The organism is Pseudoclavibacter chungangensis, assembly GCF_013410545.1.
Taxonomy (GTDB): domain Bacteria; phylum Actinomycetota; class Actinomycetes; order Actinomycetales; family Microbacteriaceae; genus Pseudoclavibacter; species Pseudoclavibacter chungangensis.
The window spans coordinates 3,093,027-3,115,581 of record NZ_JACCFV010000001.1 but is presented as its reverse complement, the minus strand read 5'-3'; the positions used below and the strand labels follow the sequence as shown (position 1 = coordinate 3,115,581).

Sequence of the window (22,555 nt, the reverse complement as noted above, 5' to 3'; positions counted from 1 at the left end):
CCGGGAGCATCACGGTGGTCACCTCGTCGCCCGCTCGGGCGAACCGACGGCGCGCAGACGCTCGGCGTCGAGCCCGTGCCCGGCGAGCAGGTCGAGCAGTCTGCCGCTCGGGAGCGCGGCCGGCAGGAGCTGCCCACCGTGCGCGCGGCGGGTGAACACGTCGACCGCGACGGGGTGGCGCACGCCCCCGTCCAGCTCGTCACCGGGACGCACCTCGGCGATGTGGGTCACGATCCGCCGCTGCCGTCCGTCGCCGTCGCGGACGCGACGCACCTGGACGACGAGCCCGATATGGAGCCCGATCTGCCGGTACGCGTAGCCGTCGCCCACGTCCCCGGCGGTCATGGCGAGCGCGACGAGTCGCTCGATCGCGTCGGCGGGCGAATTCGCGTCGACGCTGGTGAGGACGCCGACACCCGCCCGCATCACCTGCAACAGGGCGTCGATCTCGTGCACACCCACCGCGCCGAGGACGATCCGCTCGGCGTCGAGGCGCAGCGCCTCGTGGAGCAGGTCGGTGAGCGTGATCTCGCCGGCCGGAGCGTCGCCTGTGCCGGGCGTGCCGGTGCCGCGGCGGGACTGCAGCGCGGTGACGATGCGGTGGCCGGCCGCGAACCGGTCGAGGTCGAGCTCACGCTCCGACTCGATGGTGACGATGCGCTGCTCGAGCGGGATGGCCCCAGCGAGCGCCCGGAGGAGCGTCGTCTTCCCGGCACCGGGCGTCCCCGCGACGACGATGTTCACACCGGCGGCGAGCGCGGCGCGGAGGACGTCCCCGGCGCGCCGCGACAGGGACTGCTCGCCACCGACGAGGTCGTCGAGCCCGAGGTGGACGGGGCGGTTCGCACGGACGACCAGACTCGGGCGCGCTGCGACGGGTGGGCGGACGGCGGACAGGCGCGTGCCGCCGGGGAGGTCGAGCTCGAGGATCGGGGACGCCGCCGTGAACGCGTCGTCGCCCGCGCCCCGGCGTCGCGCGAGGAACGCGATGTCGTCCGCGAGCTCGTCGTCGGAACGGGCGACCGCGGTCGCGTGCGCGCGTCGGCCGTCAACGCGGGTGACCCAGACCTCGTCGTGTCCGCAGACGTCGATGCGTTCGACGTCGACGTCCTCGACGAGCGATTGGAGGCGGCCGAGGCCGAACAGCGCATCGTGGACGGCGTTCGCGGTGCGCTCGCGGGCGACGGGGCTCCAGGCCGCGGGTTCGCGGTCGGCGGCGAAGCGTTTCGCGACGTGGGCGTCGACGGCCTCCGCGATGACGTCGCGCGCCGCGGTCGGCTCGTTCGCGGCGTGCGTTCCCCGTGCCGCGTCGAGCCGTGCGCCGAGCTCGTCGCGCAGCTCGTGCACGGCGCCCCAGTCGATCGTCCCGGCCGCATGTCGAGGTGGCTCGGCCGAGGCAGGGACGGGGGCGAGGCGTTCGATGTCGATCGGTGCGGCATCGTCGGCGTGTACGGCGAGGTCGTGTTCGCCGTGGCCGGCGGGGACCGCCTCCGTGCCGGGCGGGATGCTGAACAGGGGAAGCGTCGACAGCCCTCGGCCGGGCGTCGCGGTCGAGGGCTCGTGGGCGGTACCCGGTCGCTGCGTCGGGCGGTCCGCTGCGGCCGGTCCGTTCGCCGCCGTCGGGCCGGCCTGCGGGGTCGGCGCGCCGCGCCCGAGGAGGAGCGCGATCGGGTCGGGCGGGTGACCCTCCGAGGGACCGGGAGCATCGGTGGACGTGATCCTCGTGACGTCCGGCGGATCGGCGGTGCGTTCGGGCGCCGTCCCGTCCCGGAGCGAGACGGCGGGTGGCGTCGCAGGGCGGGGCGTGCCGGCGGCGGTCGCGTCGTCCGCGTCCTCCGCGCGAGCGGCGGCCGGAAGCTGGGAGGAGGGCGTCGCCGGGTCGGTGTGCGTGAGCGGTTCGGGGATCGCGCTCGCGGGCGGGACGATGATCGCGTCGAGGTGGACGGCATCGACCGTGGGTGCCGTCGTCTCGGGGACGGGCGTGGCGTCCGGAATCGGGCCGGCCGCGGCGGGCATCGGCTCCAGGTATCGCGGGCCGGGGTCCGATCGGCGCGCCGTGCGTTCGTGGCCGACGTGCGTCGCGTGGACGGTCGAGGCCGCGGTGGCCGCCGCATCGCGAGTTCGACCGGGCTCGTCGGCCGCGGCGACATCCGGCCGCCCGGCGTCGGGCTCTGCCGCGGTGGCGAGCGGTGCCGCGAGGTCCGCGCCCGACGACGGCCAGGCCCGCGCGGTCGTCGGGTCGACGTGGTCCGCGGGCCCGTCGTTCGGTGCGTCCGTCGTCGGTGTGGGTCGCGGGGCGACCCATCGGCGTCGCGGCGGCGCGGCATGTGTCGGCTCCGGGGCGACGACCGCGATCGGGCGATTCGGCGCGAGATCGTCGCCGGGTCGGGACGACGCGTGGGGCCCGGTCGTCGCGGGCGGACGGGGCGTGGCCGTCTCGGCGTCGGCACCGGCCTCGGCGCGCGGGGACGCGGGGATCTCGCGTCCGGACGTGGCATCGCCGACCGTCCGGCGTGTGGCACCGGACCCGTGCGTCCCCGGACGGACACCGACGGGTGTCGCCCCGTCGTGCGCACGCGCGTCGGGCGACGGCGCGGAGCCCGCGGGCTGCGGCGCGCCGACCGTCGACTCGCCCCAACTCGGCCAGCTCGAGCTCGGTGCGGCGTGCACCGCTGCGATGCGGGCGGCGGTTCTGGCCGCGAGTGCGGCGGGTGTGTTTTGGATCCGTCGTTGCGGCGTGGTGGCGTGCGTGCGCCCGTCACCGGGTCGCCCGCCTTCGGTTCCGTCCTCGGCCGGTCGTGCCGAAACGGGGCCCGGGGCAGGCCGGAGGCCGTGTGCTCGGCCACCCTGTTCGCCGACGGCGGGCGGTGCGATCGCGTCGCCGCCGGTCACCACCCATGCGGCGGTGCGCTCGTGGTCGCCCTGCGGCGACTCGCCGCGGCGCTGCGGCAGGGGTGGCAACTGGCTCATGGTCGGTCGACCTCCCGGAGTTCGGCCTCCGCCGCGGCCGCGAGCGGATCGGCGGCCTCGGCCGTCGGGGGCCCACCCGCGTCGAGGTGCTCCTGCATCGAGCGCGCGAGGCTCGCGATCGGACGTGTCAGCCCGTCGCGACCCTTGCGCGTCTCGGGCGCGCCGAGCGAGAACACGGCCGCGGCCTCGGGCGACCACGGCAGGTGGCCGATGACGGGTGCCTTCGCGACCTGCTCGATCTCGCGAGGCGCGTAGTTCTCGCGGGCCCGATCGATGACCACGAGTGCGAGCTGCCCGTCGCCCTCCGCGTCGCGCTGGATCGCCCGGACCTCGTCGAGGGCCGTCGTCGTCGGATCCACGGGTGCGATGAGCGCCGCGATGTCGGGCAGCGTCGCGCCGGTCGCGACGACGACGAGGTCGGCGTGGGTGAGCAGGACGTTGCGCCTCGAGCCGGCGTGGATCCGGCCGACGTCGACGAGCACGTCGATGCTCTGCTCCTCGAGCGGAGCGATCGTCTCGGTGAACGGCTGCCAGAACGCGTCCGCACCCCGTGCCGCACCGAGTCCGGCGAACCCGGGAAGGACGTGCCGGTCCGGCCCCAGCTCGAGCGATTGTTCGAGCACTTCATCGGCGGTGAGGTCACCCCGCGCCGCGGCGGCCGAGAGGTTCGTCAGCCCCACGGTGTGGTGGACCTGTCCACGGAACCGTCCCGCGAGCACCGAACTCGTCGTGGCCGTGTCGGCTTCGACGAGCAGTACCCGGCGGTGCCAGCCGAGCGTCAGCGCGACCGCGGTCGTGGTGACGCCGGGCCCGTGTCCCAGGCTTCCGAGGACGATCATTGCCATGGCTCAGCCATTCCCTCCGTCGTGATCCGAATCGCGAGCGCGCGACGGGACAGTCGTGCCGCCGTCCGCGGCGAGCGGGCGTCGCACGGGCGGGCGTCCGGTCGGTTCCGTGTCGTGCCGCGATGACCATCCTGGCCTTTAGCGGGCACGGACGTCGTGACCGCCACGACCGTGGAGCCCGACCGGCGCGACGACGCTCCGCTCGGGCGCCGGTGGACGCCCGACGGGTGCCGAACGGCCGTCCGACGCGCACGGACGTGCCGCGGCCGGCGTCCGGTCACGGGCGCCTCCGATCGGCGCGGTCGACAGCGGGCGGTTTCGGCGACCGCGGATCGCAGCTCATCATCGACTCCCCCCCCGGATGGAATGACGGCCCACATCGAAAGCCCCCCCCGGCGAACGACGCGTACCGTCACCGTACCGCGTCGACCGCTTCGACGATGCCTCATGTTTCCCGGCGATGTCGTGTACGTGTGAACGGCCCGAGCACCGACGACCGCGCCGCCCGGTGCCGAGCGCTCGTCGCTGCGCCACCGCGCATCGACGCGTCCATGCGCGTCCGGCCGCACGGCGCACCGTCGGGTGTCAACGGGTCGGGCGTCGGCCGACGACACGTCCGGTCACCATGTGCCGGCCCGCACGATCTCGGCCCGCACCGCCTCGCGCAGCCGGACCCGGAGCCGGTGCACACGGCGCGTGAGCGATGCGGGCGCGATGCCGAGCTCGCGGGCGAGGCGTTCGCGGTCGTCGGGTTCGCCGAGGTCGACGACCGCGAGTTCGCGCACCTCGTCCGAGGTCATCACGCCCTCGTCGATCGCCCATCGGAGGACGGTCGCGAGGTCTCGCAGCGCGTCGTCGACCGGTGCGCGCCCGGAGCCACCCTCGACGAGACGGGCGAGCGCCTCGTCGTCGACGGGCGTCTCGGGCACGTCGACGGCGGCGGTCGCGGTGCGTGTGATGATGCGCAGCGCGTCGAGGCCGATGCGGTGCAGCACGGCTGTCGTCGCCGCGTCCGGGAGCTCGCGGATCGCCTCCCAGACCGCGCCGAACGCGATCGCCTGGGCGTCGCGCACCGGGAGTACCCGGAGGCCCCGACACGTGCGCGTGAGATGCACGACCCGCGGCAGGACGAGCAGCAGCAGGATCTGCTCGGCGCCGTCGTGACCCGCCCGCGCGAGGCGGACGAGGTCCAGGACGAGCAGATCACGCTCGTCGAGGTCCCGGGTGCGGCGGATGCGGGTGACGACGCTCCGCGGGGTGACGACCCCGAACGTGCCGAGGTCGATCGGGCGGTCGGCGCACCGGCGGTGCCAGTGGTCGGAGAAGTCGGTGACGCAGCGCTGGGTCGTGTCGGTCGTCCACATGGAGTGCTCCTTCGAAGCTCGTCGGACCGACGACGATCCCCACGACCCCTTGGTCGGATTCTTGAACGATTCGCCGTCCACCGGGAAACCCCTGATGAGCGACGTGCCGGAGCTGACGTGGAATCGCTCGTCCGATGTCGAGCACCTCGCGGGCCGTAGTTCGGACAACGGCAACACGAGCACAGGGAGCACGAATGATCGCGAGGCACGAGGAGCACACGATCGAGGCGTCTGCATGGAACGCGTTCCTGCACGACGCGGCGATGCTCCTGACCGTGCGGGAACGGTTGCGCGGCGAGGTGCGCGAGCGCGTCGCCGGGCCGCTCGAGCACACCGCGAGGACGCGACCCGCCGATTCGCTCACCTCGCGCGACATCGAGTCGGCCATGTCGGCGGCGGACCGCCTCCTGGCGGGTGCACCGTGGGTGTGAGGCTCCCGGGCCGACTGCGAGGTCGCGGGGACGGCACGGGCGGACGCGGGTGGAACAGCGACCTCGGGACGTCGCGAGCCGGCGGTGAGCGACCTCGGCGGGGGGAGCGCGACGACGAGTACCCCGATGACGAGCAGTGGGGCGACGAGCAGTGGGGCGACGAGCAGTGGGCGGACGAGCAGTGGGGCGACGAGCAGTGGACCGACGAGCGGCGGGGCGACGAGCGCACCGGTGACGAGCGCCCGGGCGACGGGTGGGACGAGGAGTGGGACGAGGGGTGGGGCGACGGGCCCGTCGACGATGGTTCGGGGGATCGGGAGCGGCCCGGCTCGCGCGACGGCGGTCGGCGCGGGCGGTCCGTCGGTGGCCGGCGCCGGCCCGGACAGCGAGCCGGCGGTGCTCGTGGGACCCGCGTGCAACGCGCCCCGCGCGAAGCTCCCCCGCGAGATCGCCGTTCCGACCGCGGTGATGACGACGGGGCTGTCCGGGCCGTCCCGCGTCGTCGCGCGTGGCACCGGCGAGCGACGGGCCGCGGCGACACGACCGACGCGCCGCGACACGAGACGGGGCCGGCGCGCACGAGCGCATGGACCGCCGGGCGTGCGCGTGCGACGACGGCACAGGCGGTCGTCCTCTGGCTCGCGATCGCCTGCGGCCCCATCGCGCTCGTGGGCTCGCTGCTCGCACCGGAGCCGACCGTCGCACCGCCCGCGGTCGTGCAGGAACCGGTCGGTCCGAGTCCCGTCGAAGTGCGGGCGGGCGCCGTCGCGACGGGATTCGTGGGCGCGTGGCTCGCGGCGACGCGGGACGACCGGGCGGGCCTCGATGCCTTCATGCCCGGCCTGGACGTGACGACGACCGTCGCGACCCCGTCCCGGGATCTCGCGCTCGCAGCGGTCGAGACGGTCGGCGGCCGCGACGTCGTGAGCGTGACCGTGGCCGCGACGGTGCTGGAAGGCGGCACCGACGGTGCATCCGCGTGGCACCGGCGCTACTACCTCGTGGCCGTCGAAGCGAGCGAGACCGGTCCGATGACGGTCCTGGCTGCCCCGGCACTCGTCCCCGCGCCCGAGACCGATACCGCGGCGCGGCCCTGGGGCGTCGAACTCGCGTCCTCGGACCCCGTCGTCCAGGCGACCGGGCTGTTCCTGACCTCCCTCCTCACGGGCGGTTCGGATCTCGACCGCTTCATCGCACCGGGCGCACCGATCGCCCCCGTCGTGCCCGCACCGTACGTCACCGTCCAACTCGCGGAGGTCCGGAGCGGTGCGAGCCCGTCGCCCGCACCCGCGGACGGCGCGAGCGTCCAGGTGTCGGCCGAGCTCACGGCGGTGACCGCGACCGAGTCGACGAGGAGCCTGCAGTACTGGCTCACCCTCTCGGCGCGGGACGGGCGATGGGAGGTCGCGTCGATCGACCTCGCGCCGGGCCCCGTCGAGCCCGTCGCGTCCACGAGCCAACCGACCGCATCGGCACCGGCCGACGGCACGGACGGGCCCCACGGCACCGCCGAGCCCGAGGACACGACCGCCCCCGCACCTTCCGGCGCGGGGGACGACACCGACCGGCCGGCCGAGCCGGAAACCACCACCGAAACCGAACCCTAGGAGCAGCACACCATGAACAACGTTCTCGCCACGATCCACACCGCCGGCGTCTTCGACTACGTCGACGAGAAGCTCACGTCGATGCAGACGACGATCGGGCTCGCGGTGAGCGTCGTCGCCGTCGTCCTCTTCATCGTCGTGGCCGCGAAGAGCAAGCTCCAGCTCGCTCCCACCCTGCTCGCACTCCTCGGTGCGGGAGCCGTCGTCTGGCTCGCGAGCGGCGGCGGCCTCGAATGGTTCGCGGGCCTCCTCGGCCAGGAGTTCGGTGAGGCCGCCGGGACCGGCGTCCCCTCGAGCCCCGACGCCGCGGGCGAACGTCGATGAGCGACGAGTCCGGGCCCGTCGAGCGTGAGGTCGCGCGCTTCTACACCCGCTCGCGGAAGTTCCCGCGAATGGTCGGTCGATTGCCGGAGGGCACGCGCATCTGGGGCGGTCCGTACACCTTCACGCAACTCGGGCTCGGGCTCGTCGCGATCTTCGTCGCCCTCGCGACCCGGGGGGTCTGGTCGTGGGGCAGCGTGCTCATCGACCTCGTGGTCGTCATGGGGGTGGGGTGGGGCGTCGCCTACGTCGGGCGCTTCATCCCCATGACGAATCTCAACCCGCTCGTCGTGGTTTCGACCGCACTCGGTGCCTTCTCGGCGCCCGTGGCGGGAACCTACCGCGGCCGATCCGTCGTCGTGACGCGCCCGCACGTCGTGCACGGCCGGGCGGTGATCGAGTCGGCGCCGGACGACGGTGCCGGGCGACTCGACGCACGGCCCGCTCGCGGGGACGCAGCACCCGTCCCCGACGCGGCACCCGCCCGCCCACGCGACGTGCCTCGCGGCCCGGAGCGGGCACCGACGACCGCAGCTCGAGGACGGACCACGTCGCGTCCTGCCGGGCCGAGCCCCGCACCGGACGCGGTGCGGCCCCACACGGTGGACGGCGGCCGCGTCGTCACCGGACTCGATCGCCTGCTCGCACAAGCAGGCACGACGCGCACCCCGAACGGAAGGTGATCTCCCGTGCAGAATCCCGTGCTGTCGATGACCGGCAATCTCATGTGGACCAGATCGGGCGTCGTGTGGGCGACCTGGCGGCTGCAGGGCATGCCATACGGATTCGCCGCGGACGCCACGAAACAGCTCGCGCGGCTCCAGCACCAGGCGCTCTTCCAGGGGCTGCGCGGCGAGGCGGTGCTCCTCGGGCTGTGTGCGTCGCTCGATCCCGTCCAGGTCGCCGAGCGCATGCTCGCCGGTGTCGAGATCGGGGGACGCCCCGAGTGGGCCCAGGAGGTCGCGCTCACGCTCGACGGTCTCGCGGACGTCCCGGTCGGCGAGCGCACGTTCTGGCTCACGGCGCCGCTCGCGGGGACACACGCGAAACACCGTGCGCGCGCCGCGGCACACGCCGTCGAGTCCGAACTGCGCGACATCCTGGCGCTCCCGCGCCGGGTGCCGAGCGCCGACGAGGTCGCCGAGGCGGGCATCATCGCGCGTCGCGTCGAGGAGGCCATCCCCGGCGCGTTCGCGCCGGTCCGCGCCACCCCGGCGGAACTCGTCTGGATGGCGCAGCACGCGCAGCTGCGGGGACTCGCACTCGACTCCGAGGCGCCGCTGCCCGGATCCGACGGTCGTCGTGCCCTCGACGTGTCGGCGGGCCACGCCCGGGGGACCGACGAGCGCGATCGGATCGTCGCGGGAGCGGCGTTCGCCGAGCCGCTCCTCGACGAGGGCGGACAGAGCGACCTCGCACCGCGCTCACTCGACCGGTTCACACCGTTCCGGCGGCGGTTCCTCAAGGTGCACAGCCCGTGCTCCGACGAGGCCTCCTACCAGGTGCTCCTCGCCCTGACCGGTTCACCGCGCGGCGGGTGGGTCGTGCCGGGGGTGGAGTGGATCGCGAAGGTCGACGAGTTCGACTTCCCCGTCGACTGGGCCGTGCGCCTGCAGGTCACGTCCGGTCAGGCGGTCAAACGCCGCAACAAATCGGCCGAGAACACGCTGCGCGACCAGATCACGCAGCAGAGCGTCGACGGCGAGACGAGCATCATCGACAACGGCGGCCACCTCGGTGACGTCGCGGAATCGCTCCAGTCGTACGCGGACGCGCTCGGCCGCTCCGACAAGGAGGTCGAGGTGCAGGCGACCACGATCCTCGCGATCGGTGCCTCCAACCCCGACGACGCGCGCACCCTCGCGAAGCACGTGCAGCAGACCTACCAGCTCGCGGAGTTCGTGTTCGACGCGCCGCTCGGCGGTCAGGAGCAGCTCTGGTGGGCGATGCACCCCGGCGCGCCGACGGAGCGGCTCGTGCGGGAGCTCGCCCAGATCACGACGGGCCGTGAGTTCGCGTCGGCCGTGCCGCTCGTCTCGACCGACCTCGGCGACGGTGCGGGACTGCACCTCGCCGACAACATCACCTCCGGCCGCCACGGGCCCGTCTTCCTCGACCTCGAGGGCACGATCCAGGCGAACCGCAGCGCCTCGATCGGGCTCGTCGCCGAACTCGGCGCGGGGAAGTCCTACACGATGAAGAAGATCGCGGGCGACCTCATCGACCGCGGCGGCCGCGTCTTCATCATCGACCGCACCGAGGCGCGGGAGTACGCGAAGTTCGCGGGTTCGCTCCTGCCCGATCAGACCGCGCTCGTCGATCTCATGCATCCCACGGCCTCGCTCGATCCGCTCCGCATCTTCGGGGTCCGCGAGGGCGCGCGGCACGTGCAGTCCCTCTTCTCGGCGATGCTCGGGGTGCGGCCTCGTGACGAGCTCGGCGTCGAACTCGCGCGCCTCCTGAGCCCCGAGAACGTGGCCACGCTCGGCGTCACGAGCCTCGGATCGCTGCGCGCCGTGCTCGCCGGGTCCGAGCCCGGCTCCAACGGTGCACGGCTCCACGGGCTCATGAGCATGGTCGCGGAGAAGGACCTCGGCCGCGTGCTGTTCGACGATTCGCTCCCGCCGCTCGACCTCCGTGCACGGGCGATCATCCCGCTGACCGCCGGGCTCCCGCTGCCGAGCGAGCACGAGCTCGACAACAAGCACCTGTTCGACGAGCTCTCGCTCGAGAAGATCTTCGGGCGCGCGATGTACGCGTTCCTCACGGGACTCGCCCGGCAGATCTGCTTCTCGACAGCGCAGTTCACGATGTTCTGCGCCGACGAGTGTCACCACATCACGACCTCACCGGAGGGACAGGCACACGTCCTCGACTTCCTGCGGGACGGACGCAAACACAACGCGGTCGCCGTGCTCGCCTCGCACGACCCACACGACTTCGGGGACGTGCGGGCCCGCGGTCTCATCCCGATCCGCATCGTCATGCGTCACACCGACCCCGAGCTCGCGGAGCGCGCGCTCGACTGGCTCGAGCGGGGGATCGCGAGCGATGCGCGCATCCTCACGGAACTGACCGAGAACGTCTCGCCGGCGGGGACGGACGGGCGCGTCGCGCCCGACCGTCAGGGTGAAGCCCTGCTGCGCGACGCCCGACAGCGCATCGGCAAGGTGCGGATCGTCGCGCCGAAGCGATCGGAACGACGCGAGATGATCAGCACGACGCCGGTCGGACCCGACGGGGAGGCCCTCGCGTGAGCGTCGTCCTCCATGATCTCGCCTGTGCCGCTCGCGCACGGCTCGGTGCGCGTCTGCGGCGTGCGCGCCACGCGCTGCGACACATCGCGGCATTCCGGCGCCGCCACCCGGGCACGTTCCTCCTGCTCGTCTCGGTCCTGCTCGCGCTCGCGTGGGTCACGTGCGGGAACGTGCTCGTGGCGTTCGCCGACGCACCGGCCAACCCGCTCGTGCCCGGTGGGGAGCTCGTCGACACCCACGGTGTACCGCTCGTGAACTACGCGGTGCTGCCGCTCGATCGCGGCGACATCTGGACCGCCGAGAAGACCGTCAAGACGCTCCCGACCGATTGGGTGTGGACGGGGCACGTCGCCATGGTCGCGGCGACCGTGCAGGTGCTCTCGTGGGTGCTCGAGTTCACGTGGGTCGACTGGCTGCTGACGCCGTTCGAGGCGATCGCCGAGAGCGTCGACACGAACCTCGGACGCGTCGACTGGGCCCCGTTCGCGCTGCTCGTCGCGGGCGCCGTCGGTGGCGTCCTCGTCTTCATCGGTCGGACCGCGGCGGGCCTCACCGACCTGTTCGTCTCGGCGCTGTGCTTCGCACTCGCGACGACGATCCTCACGAACCCGGTCGCGGGGCTCGCGGGCGACGGCGACGGTGGTGCGATCGGCGCCGCACAGGACTACGGCGAGGAGCTCGCACAGGCGGTCTTCACCGACCTCGACGTCCTCGATGCCGACGTGATCGCCGAGGACGAGGTCCTGACGAAGGGCATCACCGCGCAGCTCATCACGGTGTTCGTGTCGATCCCGGCGCAGGAGGTGGCCTTCGGACACCGCATCGCCGACGCCGAGTGCGAGGCCGTCTTCGTGGAGCGCATGACCTCCGAGCCGCCTATCCTCGGCAACCAGGTGCGTGACGGCGTGAGCGGGTGCGACGCGGTCGCGAAGGCGTACGTCGAGCGCCCCGACTTCTGGCAGACGATGGTCGCGCTCATCACGCTCGCCGGCACGGGATCGCTTTCGCTGTTCGCGTGGGGACTCTTCGCGATGCTCGCGATGACCGTCCTCGGGGCGGCCTTCGCGGGCATCCGGACGATCGTGTGGCTCCACGTCGCGATGCTCCCGAGCCTGGGCCGACGGCAACTCGTCAAGGCGCTCGCCGATCTCGCGACCTCCGTGCTCGCGTTCGTCCTGATCCTCGTGCTGCTGTCGACGGGGCTCGGGATGGTGCTCAAGGTCATCGAGACCATCACCTCGGTCGGCATCTCGCTCGTCAACCAGATGGGGTTCCTGTCGATCCTCCTTATCGCGGCGACCGTCACGACACTCGTCATCACGCGGCGTCTGCGCAGGCAGGGCCGAACGCTCCTCGAAGCACTCGCGTCTGTCGGCAGATCCGGCGAGGAACGCTCGGGCGCCCACGCCAAGGCCGTCGCGAACCTCGCGATGAACGTCGCCCAGATGACGCCCGCCGCCCCCGTCGCCACGGCGCTGAAATCGGTCACGGACGCGGCCCAGTCGAACGCCAAACAGGCCCCGCCGCCCGTCTCCGGTCAGGGCGGCGCATCGACGGAGAAGGCACCCGCGCCGCGCGATGCGGCGCAGGCTCCGCCGCAACAGCCCACGGGCGGCGGGACGGACACGGAGCGCGCCGATCGGGAGCGTCGCGAGCCGCGCGTCACAGTCGTCGTCCGCCCCACCGTCGACCGGAACGGCGAACGCGGTGCGGCACCGAGCAACGGGCGGTTGCGCGAGCTGCGTGACGCGCTCGGCGATCTCGCCGACACGATCGAGGAGGAGCGGCTCGAGGTCGGGCGGGCGGGCGGCACCGCGCTCGGTCCCGCGGCGACGACCGGTGCGGCCGCGATGGGCGCGGCGGCGGCGGGGGTTCCCCTCCCCACCGACGGCGGGGCCGGGGGCGTCCCGGTCGATGCCGCGGCGTCACTGCGTCACCGATTCGATCTGCCCATGACGAGCAGCGTGCGCAACCGACGCGTCGAGCAGGCGAAGGAACTCCTTCGGAGCGCAGGGCGATGAGCGCGTCCCGGCGCGGTGGGGGCGCGCTCGCCGATGCGGCCGATGCGGGCGGTCGCGGCGTGTTCTGGACGGTGCTGCTCGTGGCCCTGCTCGTCGGCGGCGGATCCCTCGCGGGACTCGGCGGGATCGGACTCGCCGTGAACCTGCTGCTCCTCGGCGGCTCGGGCGGGGACGCGACCGCGGGGTCCGCCGTCTCCTGCGGACTGCGCGATCCGGGGCCGGACGAGACGCACGAGATGGTGTCGGCGACGGGCGAGACGTTCGTGCTCGACGACGTGCGACTGGGGAACGCGCGGACCATGATCGGTGCGCTGCGCGGCATCGTGACGTCGCCCGCGGCCGAGATCGTGCTCGTCATCACCGCCATGCCCGAGACCGCGTTCCGGAACCTCGCGAACCCCACGAACGTGCCGGATTCCGCGAACTTCCCGCACGACGGAACGGGCTCCGACCACGACTCGATCGGCATCCTGCAGCAACGCCCGTCGATGGGCTGGGGTGATGTGGCGTCGCTCATGGACCCGGCCGGGGCGACCGCGGCGTTCCTCGGCGGACCGGCCGGCCCGAACGGTGGCTCGCCGGCGGGACTGCTCGACATCGACGGCTGGGAGCGGATGGCCCCCGCCGCAGCCGCGCAGGCCGTGCAGGTGTCGGCGTTCCCCGAACGCTACGAGGCGTGGGTGGAGGCTGCGGCGAAGCTGCTCTCCTACCTCGGGGAGTGCGGTGACGCCGTGCACCCGATGGGCGCACCGATGCCCGTGAGCGACGGCGTCGGTCCACGCGAGTGTCCCGTCTACGGTCCGAACGGCGAGTGCGCCGCGAGCACGTGGCACCCCGCGATCGACTTCGACATGCCCTGCGGCACGCCCGTCGTCGCCGCGAGACCCGGCACGGTCACCCAGGTGTCGGACGCATGGGTCGGGATCACGACCCCCGACGGGACCGTCGTCAGCTACCTGCACATGTTCGAGTCCGACGTGCTCGTGCGGACCGGCGACACGGTCGTACCCGGTCAGCCGATCGGGGTCGTCGGCAACTCGGGACAGTCGAGCGGCTGCCACCTCGACTTCCGCGTCAACACGACCGCGACCACCGACCCCGCCGTGCTCGCGCTCCCGCACATCGGGGTGGGGTACGTCCCGCCCGGTTACGTGGATCCCGAGGCGTACATGCGGCTCTACGGCATCGAGCTGCTCGCCTGACACCCGACGTCGACGGAGCAGGCCCGGACGGCGGGGTCAGACGTCGGCGAGCAGCGAGAGGGGCTCCCCGATGTTCGCGGCGACGGAGGTGAGGAACGCCGAGGCGACCTGGCCGTCGCACACCCGGTGATCGAACGTGAGCGTGAGCGTCAGCACGCGCCGTACGGCGAGCTCGCCCGCGACGACCCACGGCCGCTCGACGAGGCGGCCGATGCCGAGCATCGCGACCTCGGGGTGATTGATGATCGGTGTCGACCCGTCGACCCCGAACCCGCCGTAGTTGTTGACGGTGAACGTGCCACCACGGAGCCGCTCCGGCGGGAAGACGCCTTCGCCGGCCGCGACCACGAGCTCACCGATCGCGTCGCGCAGTTCGCGCGTCGTCATGCGGGACGCGCCGTGCACGACGGGCACCATGAGGCCACGGGCCGTCTGCGCCGCGATGCCGAGGTTGACCTCGTCGTGCTGGACGATGCCGCCGCGCGCCTCGTCGAGCGAGGCACCGAGCGCGGGGAACCGTCGCAGGCCCGCGAGCGCGAACCGCGACACGAGGGCCGTGAGCCCGAAGCGTTCACCGGTGGCCTCCGCGAGCCGAGCGCGCGCGTCGAGGAGCGGCGTCGCATCGACATCGAGCCAGATCGTCACCTCCGGGATCGTCGTGCGGGAGCGGACGAAGTGCGCGGCCGCCGCGGCCTGCACCGCCGAGAACGGCACGAAACGGTCGCCCACGGTGCCGCCGGTCCCGACCGCGTCCCGGCCGGCCCGGCCCGGAGCCGCCGAACCCGTCGCGCCGACGGACCCTGCGGTGCGGGGCGACGACGATTCGAGCGAGGTGTTCGCCACGGCGGTCGACCGGACCGCGTCGCGTGCCGCGATCTCGGCTTCGACGTCCTCGCGGCGGACGAGGCCGTTGGGGCCGCTGCCACGCAGCGACGCCGCGTCGAAGCCGTGCTCCCGCGCGAGGCGGCGCACGATCGGTGACACGACGGGGGAGCGGCCGGCGGGTGTCCCGGCCACGCTCGAGTCGGTCAGCGATGTCGAGCCGGTTCCCGATGCCGAGCCGGCGCCCGATGTCGGCTCGGCCCGGGCCGTGGCGGCGCTCGCGGCACCCGGCGTGCGGCGCGCCGGGCCGAAGCGTGCGGCGCCCGCGGCCGCGCGTCGCCGCGTCGGCTCGGTCGTCCCGTACCCGACGAGGACCGCGCCCGAGCCCGCGTCGACGGCGGCACCCGCGACGGGGTCGGCGAGCTGGGCGTCGTCGGGCGCGGTGACTGTCGTGGTGTCGCCCGGGGTGGTCTGCGCGGCCGTGCCGTCCGGTCGTCGCGTCGCGGGCGTGCCGGGTCCGGTCGGTGGTCCGGCGTCGTCGGCCGACGCGATCGTGAGCAGCGGGCTCCCGGCGAGGAGCACCTCCCCCACGGCGCCGTACAGGCGCGTCACGACGCCCGCGTACGGGGTCGGGAGCTCGACGACCGACTTCGCCGACTCGAGTTCGACGACGGGCTGGTCGGTGTCGACGTGGTCGCCCTCGGCGACGAGCCAGTTCACGATCGCGGCCTCGGTGAGTCCCTCACCGAGGTCCGGCAGGAGGAAGTCGTTGTTCGTCATGCGGTTCACCACTCCCACGTGTCGATCGCCGCGAGCACACGATCGGGGGTTGGCAGGTAGTGGCGCTCGAGCTTGGGGGACGGGTATGGGATGTCGGCGCCCGTGATGCGCGCGACGGGCGCGGCGAGGTGGAAGAAGTTCCGCTCCGTCACGCGCGCGGCGACCTCGGCGCCGAAGCCACCGAATCCGGCGGCCTCGTGGATCACGACGGCGCGCGACGTCTTCCGCACCGACGCGTCGACCGTGGCGTCGTCGAACGGCGAGAGCGAGCGCAGGTCGACGACCTCGGCGTCGAGGCCCTCCTCGGCGCCCTGCTCGGCGGTGGCGAGCGCCGTCGCGACGGTCGGGCCGTACGCGAGGATCGTCACGTCGTTCCCCTCGCGCAGCACGCGCGCGCGGTGCAGCGGCAGCGTCTCGGCGTCCGGATCGACGACGCCCTTCATCCAGTACCGGCTCTTCGGTTCGAGGAACACGACGGGGTCGTCGCTCGCGATCGCGGCGCGCAGCATGTCGTACGCGTCCTCGGGGTTCGACGGCGTGACGACCGTGAGACCGGGCGTGTGGACGTAGTAGGCCTCCGAGGAGTCGGAGTGGTGCTCGACGCCACCGATCGCGCCCGCGTAGGGGATGCGCACGACGATCGGGAGGCGGACGCGGCCGCGCGTGCGGTTGCGCATCTTCGCGAGGTGGGAGGTGATCTGCTCGAAGGCCGGGTAGGCGAACGCGTCGAACTGCATCTCGACGATCGGCCGCATGCCGTAGATCGCCATGCCGATCGCGGTGCCGACGATGCCCGACTCGGCGAGCGGTGAGTCGCTCACTCGCGCGTCACCGAACTCGCCGTACAGCTTGTCGGTGACGCGGAACACGCCGCCGAGCGGGCCGACGTCCTCGCCGAACACGACCACGCGGTCGTCCTCGGTGAGGGCGTCGCGCAGGGCACGGTTGAGGGCGCCGGCCATCGTGAGCGTCTCGCCGCTCGGGGTCGGGGCGGTCATGCGTTCGCCTCCTCGGTGAGCTCGGCGGCGAGGGCGTCGCGCTGCGCGCGCAGAGCGGGCCGCTCGTGTGCGTACACGTGGTCGAACAGTTCGAGCGGGTCGATGTCGAGCTCGGCGTTCATGGCCTCGCGCGTCGTCGCCGCGAGTGCCTCCGCCTCGGTGGTGATCTCGGCCTCGCGTGCGTCGTCGAGTGCGCCCGCGTCACGCAGGAACGTGCCGAGGCGCGCGATCGGGTCGCGGTGCCGCCACTCGTCCTCCTCGGTGCGCTCGCGGTAGCGGGTCGGGTCGTCGGAGTTCGTGTGCGCCTCGAGGCGGTAGGTGACGGCCTCGATGAGGCTCGGCCCGCCACCCGTGCGGGCACGCTCGACGGCCCCCGTGATGACGGCGGACATCGCCGCGGCGTCGTTGCCGTCGACCCAGTAGCCGGGCATGCCGTAGCCGATCGCGCGATCGGCGAGGCTGCGGGCCTTGAACTGCTTGTCGGCGGGCACGCTGATCGCGTACTGGTTGTTCTGGATCACGAAGACGCACGGGGCGTGCCAGACGGCGGCGAAGTTGCAGGCCTCGTGCGTGTCGCCCTCGCTCGTGGCGCCGTCGCCGAGGAGCGTGAGCGCGACGACGGGATCGCGTCGGAGCTTGACGGCCGTCGCGAGGCCCGCGGCGTGCAGGGTCTGCGTCGCGAGCGGCGTCGCCTGGGGCGAGATGCGGTACGCGTGCGGGTCGAAGCCCATGTGCCATTCGCCGCGGAAGAACGTGAGCAGCTCGTTCGGGGGGACGCCGCGCGTGAGGAGTGCGATCGTGTCGCGGTAGGTGGGGAACAGCCAGTCCTCGTCGCGCAGCGCGAGCACGGCGGCGATCTCGCTCGCCTCCTGGCCCTGCGCGGAGGGGTACGTCGCGAGGCGACCCTGCCGCGTGAGGGCCGTGACCTGCACGTCGAAGCGTCGGGCGACGACCATCTTCCGGTACAGCTCGAGGAGCGTCGCGTCGTCGGGTCGGTCGAATCCCTCGGCGCGTTCGGCGGGCGCCGCCGCGCCGTGCTCGTCGATGAGCTGGACGGGCGCGTCGCCCGGGCGGTCGAGGGCGTCGTGTCGCACGTCGTCGTGTGGCATGTCCCCATGGTCGCGCGCCGTGGGCGCGGCGGGAACGGGTCCGGCGCAAGACCGTCGTTTCGGCCGGATGTGCGGTGGCGACGGGACGAACGGCTCACATCGGCCGGGCCGACCGGTCGTGCGTCCGGAGCTCCGACGGGCGTGCGGGACGGGCGGCGCGCGACGCGACGGACGGCCGACGGCAGGGTCAGTCGATCCCGAGCACGCGACTGCGCCAGAAGCCGCCGAGGGCGCGCACGGCGCGGTCGCCGGACGAGCCGAGCGGGTCGTCGGAGACCATGTACGTCCAGGTCGCCGAGGGGCGGACGAGCCCGAGATCGGCGAGCGAGCGATCGAGGTCCTCGACCGTGAGCTCGGCGAGCACCTCGGCGGCGGCGGCGCGCGCCCGGTCGGGCAGACCGTTGAACTCGCGCAGCGCGATCGTGTGGAACTCGTCCGCGGGGTCCTGGCCGCCGAGCGCGCGCAGGTGGATGCCGTCGCGGATCTCGCCGAGGAGCGCGAGGTGGTTCGTCCACTGCTCGTCGAGCACGTGCAGGAGGATCTCCCGCGCGCGCTCCGCGACGCGATCACGCCCGGCCGACTCGACGAGTGCGTCGATCGCGTCGCTCGCGTGCGGGCGGAGCGCGTCGAGCGCGGTGTCCGCGTCGTCGAGCGCGGCGTCGCGGTGCCTCATGAGCGCGGCCCGCTGGAGGGAGATGGCCCGTGCGTACCGCCACGTCGCGCGGTGGCGGTCGCGTCGGGCGCCCTCGGCGATCGTCTGGGCGCCCGCGACGAGGTGCCGTCGTCGCTCGTCGTCGAGGCCCGGGGCGTCGCGGCGGATGCGTGCGAGGTCGAACGAGGGGGCGTGTGCCGTGACGATCTCGTCCTCGAGGCTCGCGAACGCGATGCTGTCGCCGGGGTCGCCCTGTCGGCCGGAACGGCCGCGGAGCTGCGCGTCGAGCCGCTGCGAGGGGTAGCGCGAGGTCGAGACGACCGCGAGGCCGCCCGCCTCGACGACCTCGTCGCGGTCGTGCTCGTCCGGCCCGCCGAGTCGGATGTCGGTGCCGCGGCCCGACATCTGGGTCGAGATCGTGATCGCGCCCCGCTCGCCCGCGCGCGCGATGATGGCCGCCTCGTCGGCGTCGTTCTTCGCGTTCAGGACGCGTGGTTCGAGGCCCGCCTCACGCAGCCGCTCGGCGAGGTCCTCCGACTCGGCGACGCTCTGGGTGCCGACGAGGACGGGCTGGCCCGTCTCGTGCCGGATCTCGATCTCGTCGACGATCGCCGCCGTCTTCTCCGCCTCGTCGACGAGCACACGGTCGGGAGCGTCGACGCGTGCGTTCGGCTCGTGGCGTTCGATGCGACCCGAGCCCAGCTCGTAGAACTCCGTGAACTCCTCCGCGACGTCGAGCACGGTGCCGCTCATGCCGCTCAGTCGCTCGTACCTGCCGAGCAGCTCCTGCAGCGTCATCGAGTCGAGCACGATGCCGGGCGCCGTGGGCTCGAGGCCCTCCTTCGCCTCGACGGCCGCGTGCAGCCCGTCGGGCCAGCGCTGCCGTTCGGCGATGCGGCCGCGGCCCGCGTTCACGAGTCGCACCCGCCCGTCGGTCACGACGTAGTCGACGTCGCGCCGGACGAGCGTGCGCGCGTGCAGGGCGAGGGTGACGAGCGTGAGCGTGTGGGTGTGCTCGGCCTCGTAGAGATCGACGCCGCCGAGGGCACGCTCGACGCGTTCGAGTCCCGCGTCCGTGAGCGTCGCGTTCCGTCGCTCGGCGTCGATCTCGTAGTCGCGGCCCTCGCGCAGGCGTCGGACGAGTTCGGTCGCGCGCACGAAGTCGTCCGCCTCGTCGGGCGAGCTGCCGGCGAGGACGAGCGGCGAGAGGGCCTCGTCGATCATGACGGCATCGGCCTCGTCGACGATCGCCACGTCGAAGGCGGGGGAGACCCGGTCGGCGCCGGTGAGCGCGAAGCGATCGCGCAGGACGTCGTAGCCGACCTCGCTCACCGCGGCGAGGACGACGTCGGCGCGGTAGGCGCTCCGTCGCTCCTCGGGCGTCGACGATTCGCGGACCGCGGCGACCGAGACCCCGAGGAGTTCGAAGAACGGTGCGAACAGGGCCGCGTCGCGACCGGCGAGGTAGTCGTTGACGGTGAGGAGGTGCACGCGTCGCCCGGCGAGCGCGTACCCACCGGCCGCGAGCGCGCCGACGAGCGACTTGCCCTCGCCCGTGTCGAGCTCGACGGCGCTGCCCGTCAGGAGCGCGGCGCACGCGAGGAGTTGCTCGTCGAACGCACGCAGCCCGAGGGTGCGCGACGCCGCCTCCCGAGCCGTCGCGAGGTACCACGCGAGCTTCGCCGACGAGGACGCGTCGACCGCCGCCGGTGCCGCGCGGCGTGCGGCCTCGCGGAGCCCCTCGTCGCTCAGTTCGGCGACGTCGTCGGCGGTCGCCGAGGCGTCGCGCACGGCCGGCGCGAAGCGATCGAACGAGGTCGAGCCGGGCGATCCCAACAATCGCGCGAGCCACCGCGGACGCGGGCTCATCGTGGCACTCCCGGCTCGGAGCAGGCGGTTGCGCGGGCGGCGTCCATGCGCTCGATCCTAGGTCGTGACGGAGGCCGCGGTCGTGACCGGGGCGGTGTCGGGGGCCGCCGTCCAGACGGAGCTGCCAGTCTGGGCAGGGGACGCGGACACGCCGCGCAGCCACGAGGGAGGACCCCCCATGACCGCAGGACCGGACGCCGTCGAACCCGTCCAGGAGCCCGCGTTCGATCTCGGCCCGGCGGCGAGCGCGCTCGCGGATCTCGTGGCCGGCGTCCCCGACGACGCGCTCGACGAGCCGACGCCGTGCGAGGCGTGGAGCGTGCGACGGCTGCTCGCGCACCTCGATGAGATCGGTCCCGGGTTCCGTGTCGTCGCCTGGGGCGGCGACATCGACGGCCCCGATCCCGGTGCGCGACTCCACGCGGGCTGGCGCGAGCGCATCCCCGCCTCGCTCGACGCGCTCGCGGTCGCCTATCGTTCACCGGCCGCCTGGCGCGGGCGGGCTCGCGTGGGAGAGACGGAGCAGTCCCGCGCGAGCCTCGCGGTCGTCGCCCTCGACGAACTCGTCGTGCACGGCTGGGATCTCGCGACCGCGCTCGGTCGACCGTACGCTCCCCGCAACGAGGACGTCACGGTCTGCGCGGCGTTCGCCGAGGCGGTCGCCTCACCCGAGGGCACGCCGGGGCTCTTCGGCCCCGCGATCGAACCCGGCCCGCACGCGGACGCGTTCACGCGACTGCTCGCCGCGACGGGACGCAGGCCGGCCGTCGACTGACGGTCGCCGGAGGGGTTCAGCCGTCGGTCGGGGCCGAGCGATCGTCGATCCAGCTCCCCGGGACGTCGTCGAGCACGACGTGGGAGCGGGTCGACGCGACACCGCGGACGTCGTGGACACGACGCATGATGATCTCGCTGAGCGTCGCGTGATCGGGCGCGCGCACCGTCAGGACGAAGTCGATGTCGCCCGAGACCGCGAGCACCCGCTCGACGTACGGGATCTCGGCGAGCCGACGCTCGATGTCGGTCCAGGGCTCGTTCGTGACGGTCACGACGACGAGCGCCATGACGCGCAGGCCGAGCGCCTCCGGATCGACGAGCGCGGCGAAGCCCGTGATGACGCCCGTCTCGATGAGCCGCTGGACGCGCGCGTGCGTCGAGGTGCGCGACAGGTGCACACGCTCCGCGAGCGCGCGGATCGACAGCCGCGCATCGCGTCGGAGCTCCGCGATGATCGCTCGATCGACGCGGTCCGGCTCCATGCCGAGAGCGTATCGGGGCGACCGGATCAGCCGGTGAACGCGTCGTCGAGGAACGTGAGGGCGTCGGCGCGCATCGTCTGGTCGTGGAAGAAGGCCGGCGCGGAGTGTCCGCCCGAACCGAGACGGATCTCGCTCGACCCGTGCGCGCGCACGACGGCCTCGTGCATCGCCTCCGATTGCGAGAAGGGGACGACGCAATCGGATGTGCCGTGGAACAGGAGGATGGGCGGCGCGTCCGCGCGGGCGTAGGTGACGGGGCTCGCCTCGGCCCCGAGTGCGGCGCCGGCCGGCGTCGACGGTTCGACGCCGAGGAGGAGCCCCTCCTTCGTCGGATCACCGGGCGGGGTCTGCGGATTGCAGCCCTGCGCCTTCCGCTCCGCGACGAGGGTGCGCACATCGGTCACGCCGTAGTAGCTGATGACCGCGTCGACCTCGCTCGAGACGGGATCGTCGCCCGCACCCGTCAGTGCGGGACGGTCGGCGGTGAGGGCGAGCATGAGGGCGAGTTGGCCGCCGGCCGAGTCACCGGCGATCGCGAACCGGTCCGGGTCGATGCCGAAGCGGTCGGCATCGGTGCGGAGGAACCGCGTCGCCGCGTGCACGTCGTGGAGGGGGGCGGGCCAGATCGCCTCGGCGCTGAGACGGTAGTTGACGCTCGCGACCGCGTAGCCCGCGTCGAGCATCATCTCGGTGAACGCGGCGAGCGTGTCGTTCGCGCCGGGACGCGACGAGGCCTTGTCGCCCGTCGCCCAGCCGCCGCCGTGGACGAACAGGACGAGTGGGACGCCACCGTTCGCCCCGGCGCCGGACGGCAGATAGAGATCGAGGGTCTGCGCGTGGGTCCCGGCACCCGTGTAGTCGATCTCGGTGATCGTCGTGCCCTCCGTCGACTCGGGTGAGGCGGGCACGGCCGATTCGAGCGATCGGTCGCCCGCCGAGTCGGGGCCGATGTGGATCGGGGACTCGCCCGCGCAGCCACCGAGCACGAGCGTGAGCGCCATGAGGGCGGCGAGAAGCGGCAGCCGGGTGTCTCGTCGTCGCATTCGGA

At 73.4% G+C, this 22,555-nt stretch carries 17 protein-coding genes; 8 read left to right on the top strand and 9 right to left on the bottom strand.

The window, feature by feature from the left end:
- Positions 1 to 18: 18 nt before the first annotated feature.
- From HNR16_RS13780 to HNR16_RS13770, 3 genes are all read right to left on the bottom strand, one after another.
- On the bottom strand, positions 19 to 2,970 hold the full coding sequence (locus tag HNR16_RS13780; protein WP_158041003.1) for a TadA family conjugal transfer-associated ATPase: 2,952 nt from the start codon (positions 2,968 to 2,970) through the stop codon (positions 19 to 21).
- Entirely contained in the window at positions 2,967 to 3,815 is an 849-nt protein-coding gene (locus HNR16_RS13775) for a MoeA family protein (protein ID WP_158041004.1), read from the bottom strand. The genes HNR16_RS13780 and HNR16_RS13775 overlap by 4 nt, the downstream gene beginning before the upstream one ends.
- Before the next feature lie 620 nt (positions 3,816 to 4,435).
- Entirely contained in the window at positions 4,436 to 5,179 is a 744-nt protein-coding gene (locus HNR16_RS13770) for a hypothetical protein (protein ID WP_179558261.1), read from the bottom strand.
- A gap of 194 nt (positions 5,180 to 5,373) precedes the next feature.
- Between HNR16_RS13770 and HNR16_RS13765 the strand changes: the two genes are divergently transcribed.
- Genes HNR16_RS13765 through HNR16_RS13735 form a run of 7 tightly spaced genes read left to right on the top strand, consistent with a single transcriptional unit; the run spans position 5,374 to position 14,018 of the window.
- Positions 5,374 to 5,610: a hypothetical protein gene (locus HNR16_RS13765; protein ID WP_179558260.1), complete on the top strand. Its 237-nt coding sequence runs from the start codon at positions 5,374 to 5,376 to the stop codon at positions 5,608 to 5,610.
- Positions 5,601 to 7,217 (top strand): conjugal transfer protein, encoded by a 1,617-nt coding sequence (locus tag HNR16_RS13760; protein WP_179558259.1) that lies wholly within the window; start codon positions 5,601 to 5,603, stop codon positions 7,215 to 7,217. Before HNR16_RS13765 ends, HNR16_RS13760 begins: the two co-directional genes overlap by 10 nt.
- 12 nt (positions 7,218 to 7,229) lie before the next feature.
- On the top strand, positions 7,230 to 7,541 hold the full coding sequence (locus tag HNR16_RS13755) for a hypothetical protein (protein WP_158041006.1): 312 nt from the start codon (positions 7,230 to 7,232) through the stop codon (positions 7,539 to 7,541).
- Positions 7,538 to 8,221 carry a hypothetical protein gene (locus HNR16_RS13750; protein ID WP_158041007.1) on the top strand — a complete coding sequence of 228 codons (684 nt, stop codon included), beginning with the start codon at positions 7,538 to 7,540 and terminating at the stop codon, positions 8,219 to 8,221. The genes HNR16_RS13755 and HNR16_RS13750 overlap by 4 nt, the downstream gene beginning before the upstream one ends.
- A gap of 6 nt (positions 8,222 to 8,227) precedes the next feature.
- Entirely contained in the window at positions 8,228 to 10,795 is a 2,568-nt protein-coding gene (locus HNR16_RS18895) for an ATP-binding protein (protein WP_158041008.1), read from the top strand.
- Positions 10,792 to 12,816, top strand: a complete 2,025-nt coding sequence (locus tag HNR16_RS13740; RefSeq protein ID WP_158041009.1) for a hypothetical protein — start codon at positions 10,792 to 10,794, stop codon at positions 12,814 to 12,816. Before HNR16_RS18895 ends, HNR16_RS13740 begins: the two co-directional genes overlap by 4 nt.
- On the top strand, positions 12,813 to 14,018 hold the full coding sequence (locus tag HNR16_RS13735) for a M23 family metallopeptidase (RefSeq protein ID WP_158041010.1): 1,206 nt from the start codon (positions 12,813 to 12,815) through the stop codon (positions 14,016 to 14,018). Before HNR16_RS13740 ends, HNR16_RS13735 begins: the two co-directional genes overlap by 4 nt.
- A gap of 36 nt (positions 14,019 to 14,054) precedes the next feature.
- Here the strand turns inward: HNR16_RS13735 and HNR16_RS13730 are convergent, their stop codons facing one another.
- The 4 genes from HNR16_RS13730 to secA2 form a co-directional block, all read right to left on the bottom strand.
- The gene (locus HNR16_RS13730; protein WP_158041011.1) at positions 14,055 to 15,620 is read right to left on the bottom strand and encodes a dihydrolipoamide acetyltransferase family protein; all 1,566 of its coding nucleotides are present in this window, start codon (positions 15,618 to 15,620) and stop codon (positions 14,055 to 14,057) included.
- A gap of 5 nt (positions 15,621 to 15,625) precedes the next feature.
- Positions 15,626 to 16,618: an alpha-ketoacid dehydrogenase subunit beta gene (locus HNR16_RS13725; protein WP_218868450.1), complete on the bottom strand. Its 993-nt coding sequence runs from the start codon at positions 16,616 to 16,618 to the stop codon at positions 15,626 to 15,628.
- Positions 16,615 to 17,727, bottom strand: a complete 1,113-nt coding sequence (gene pdhA / locus HNR16_RS13720; RefSeq protein ID WP_158041012.1) for a pyruvate dehydrogenase (acetyl-transferring) E1 component subunit alpha — start codon at positions 17,725 to 17,727, stop codon at positions 16,615 to 16,617. The genes HNR16_RS13725 and pdhA overlap by 4 nt, the downstream gene beginning before the upstream one ends.
- A 187-nt stretch (positions 17,728 to 17,914) precedes the next feature.
- Positions 17,915 to 20,248, bottom strand: coding sequence for an accessory Sec system translocase SecA2 (gene secA2, locus HNR16_RS13715; RefSeq protein WP_158041013.1), 2,334 nt, complete (start codon positions 20,246 to 20,248; stop codon positions 17,915 to 17,917).
- A 178-nt stretch (positions 20,249 to 20,426) separates the two neighbouring features.
- On the opposite strand from secA2, the gene HNR16_RS13710 reads away from it, so the two are divergent.
- A complete protein-coding gene (locus HNR16_RS13710) occupies positions 20,427 to 21,023 on the top strand; it encodes a TIGR03086 family metal-binding protein (protein WP_158041014.1) in 597 nt (198 codons plus the stop codon).
- Between the two features lie 16 nt (positions 21,024 to 21,039).
- Here HNR16_RS13710 and HNR16_RS13705 read toward each other — a convergent pair whose 3' ends face one another.
- Together HNR16_RS13705 and HNR16_RS13700 are read right to left on the bottom strand one after the other, a co-directional pair.
- Positions 21,040 to 21,507 carry an Lrp/AsnC family transcriptional regulator gene (locus tag HNR16_RS13705; RefSeq protein ID WP_158041015.1) on the bottom strand — a complete coding sequence of 156 codons (468 nt, stop codon included), beginning with the start codon at positions 21,505 to 21,507 and terminating at the stop codon, positions 21,040 to 21,042.
- Between the two features lie 26 nt (positions 21,508 to 21,533).
- Positions 21,534 to 22,550 (bottom strand): alpha/beta hydrolase, encoded by a 1,017-nt coding sequence (locus HNR16_RS13700; RefSeq protein WP_158041016.1) that lies wholly within the window; start codon positions 22,548 to 22,550, stop codon positions 21,534 to 21,536.
- Between the last annotated feature and the right edge of the window lie 5 nt (positions 22,551 to 22,555).

Coding starts and splice junctions, on each gene's coding strand:
- HNR16_RS13780 (WP_158041003.1), bottom strand. CDS start 2,970: ATGAGCCAGTTGCCACCCCTGCCGCAGCGCCGCGGCGAGTCGCCGCAG.
- HNR16_RS13775 (WP_158041004.1), bottom strand. CDS start 3,815: ATGGCAATGATCGTCCTCGGAAGCCTGGGACACGGGCCCGGCGTCACC.
- HNR16_RS13770 (WP_179558261.1), bottom strand. CDS start 5,179: ATGTGGACGACCGACACGACCCAGCGCTGCGTCACCGACTTCTCCGAC.
- HNR16_RS13765 (WP_179558260.1), top strand. CDS start 5,374: ATGATCGCGAGGCACGAGGAGCACACGATCGAGGCGTCTGCATGGAAC.
- HNR16_RS13755 (WP_158041006.1), top strand. CDS start 7,230: ATGAACAACGTTCTCGCCACGATCCACACCGCCGGCGTCTTCGACTAC.
- HNR16_RS13750 (WP_158041007.1), top strand. CDS start 7,538: ATGAGCGACGAGTCCGGGCCCGTCGAGCGTGAGGTCGCGCGCTTCTAC.
- HNR16_RS13735 (WP_158041010.1), top strand. CDS start 12,813: ATGAGCGCGTCCCGGCGCGGTGGGGGCGCGCTCGCCGATGCGGCCGAT.
- HNR16_RS13730 (WP_158041011.1), bottom strand. CDS start 15,620: ATGACGAACAACGACTTCCTCCTGCCGGACCTCGGTGAGGGACTCACC.
- HNR16_RS13725 (WP_218868450.1), bottom strand. CDS start 16,618: ATGACCGCCCCGACCCCGAGCGGCGAGACGCTCACGATGGCCGGCGCC.
- pdhA (WP_158041012.1), bottom strand. CDS start 17,727: ATGCCACACGACGACGTGCGACACGACGCCCTCGACCGCCCGGGCGAC.
- secA2 (WP_158041013.1), bottom strand. CDS start 20,248: ATGAGCCCGCGTCCGCGGTGGCTCGCGCGATTGTTGGGATCGCCCGGC.
- HNR16_RS13710 (WP_158041014.1), top strand. CDS start 20,427: ATGACCGCAGGACCGGACGCCGTCGAACCCGTCCAGGAGCCCGCGTTC.
- HNR16_RS13705 (WP_158041015.1), bottom strand. CDS start 21,507: ATGGAGCCGGACCGCGTCGATCGAGCGATCATCGCGGAGCTCCGACGC.
- HNR16_RS13700 (WP_158041016.1), bottom strand. CDS start 22,550: ATGCGACGACGAGACACCCGGCTGCCGCTTCTCGCCGCCCTCATGGCG.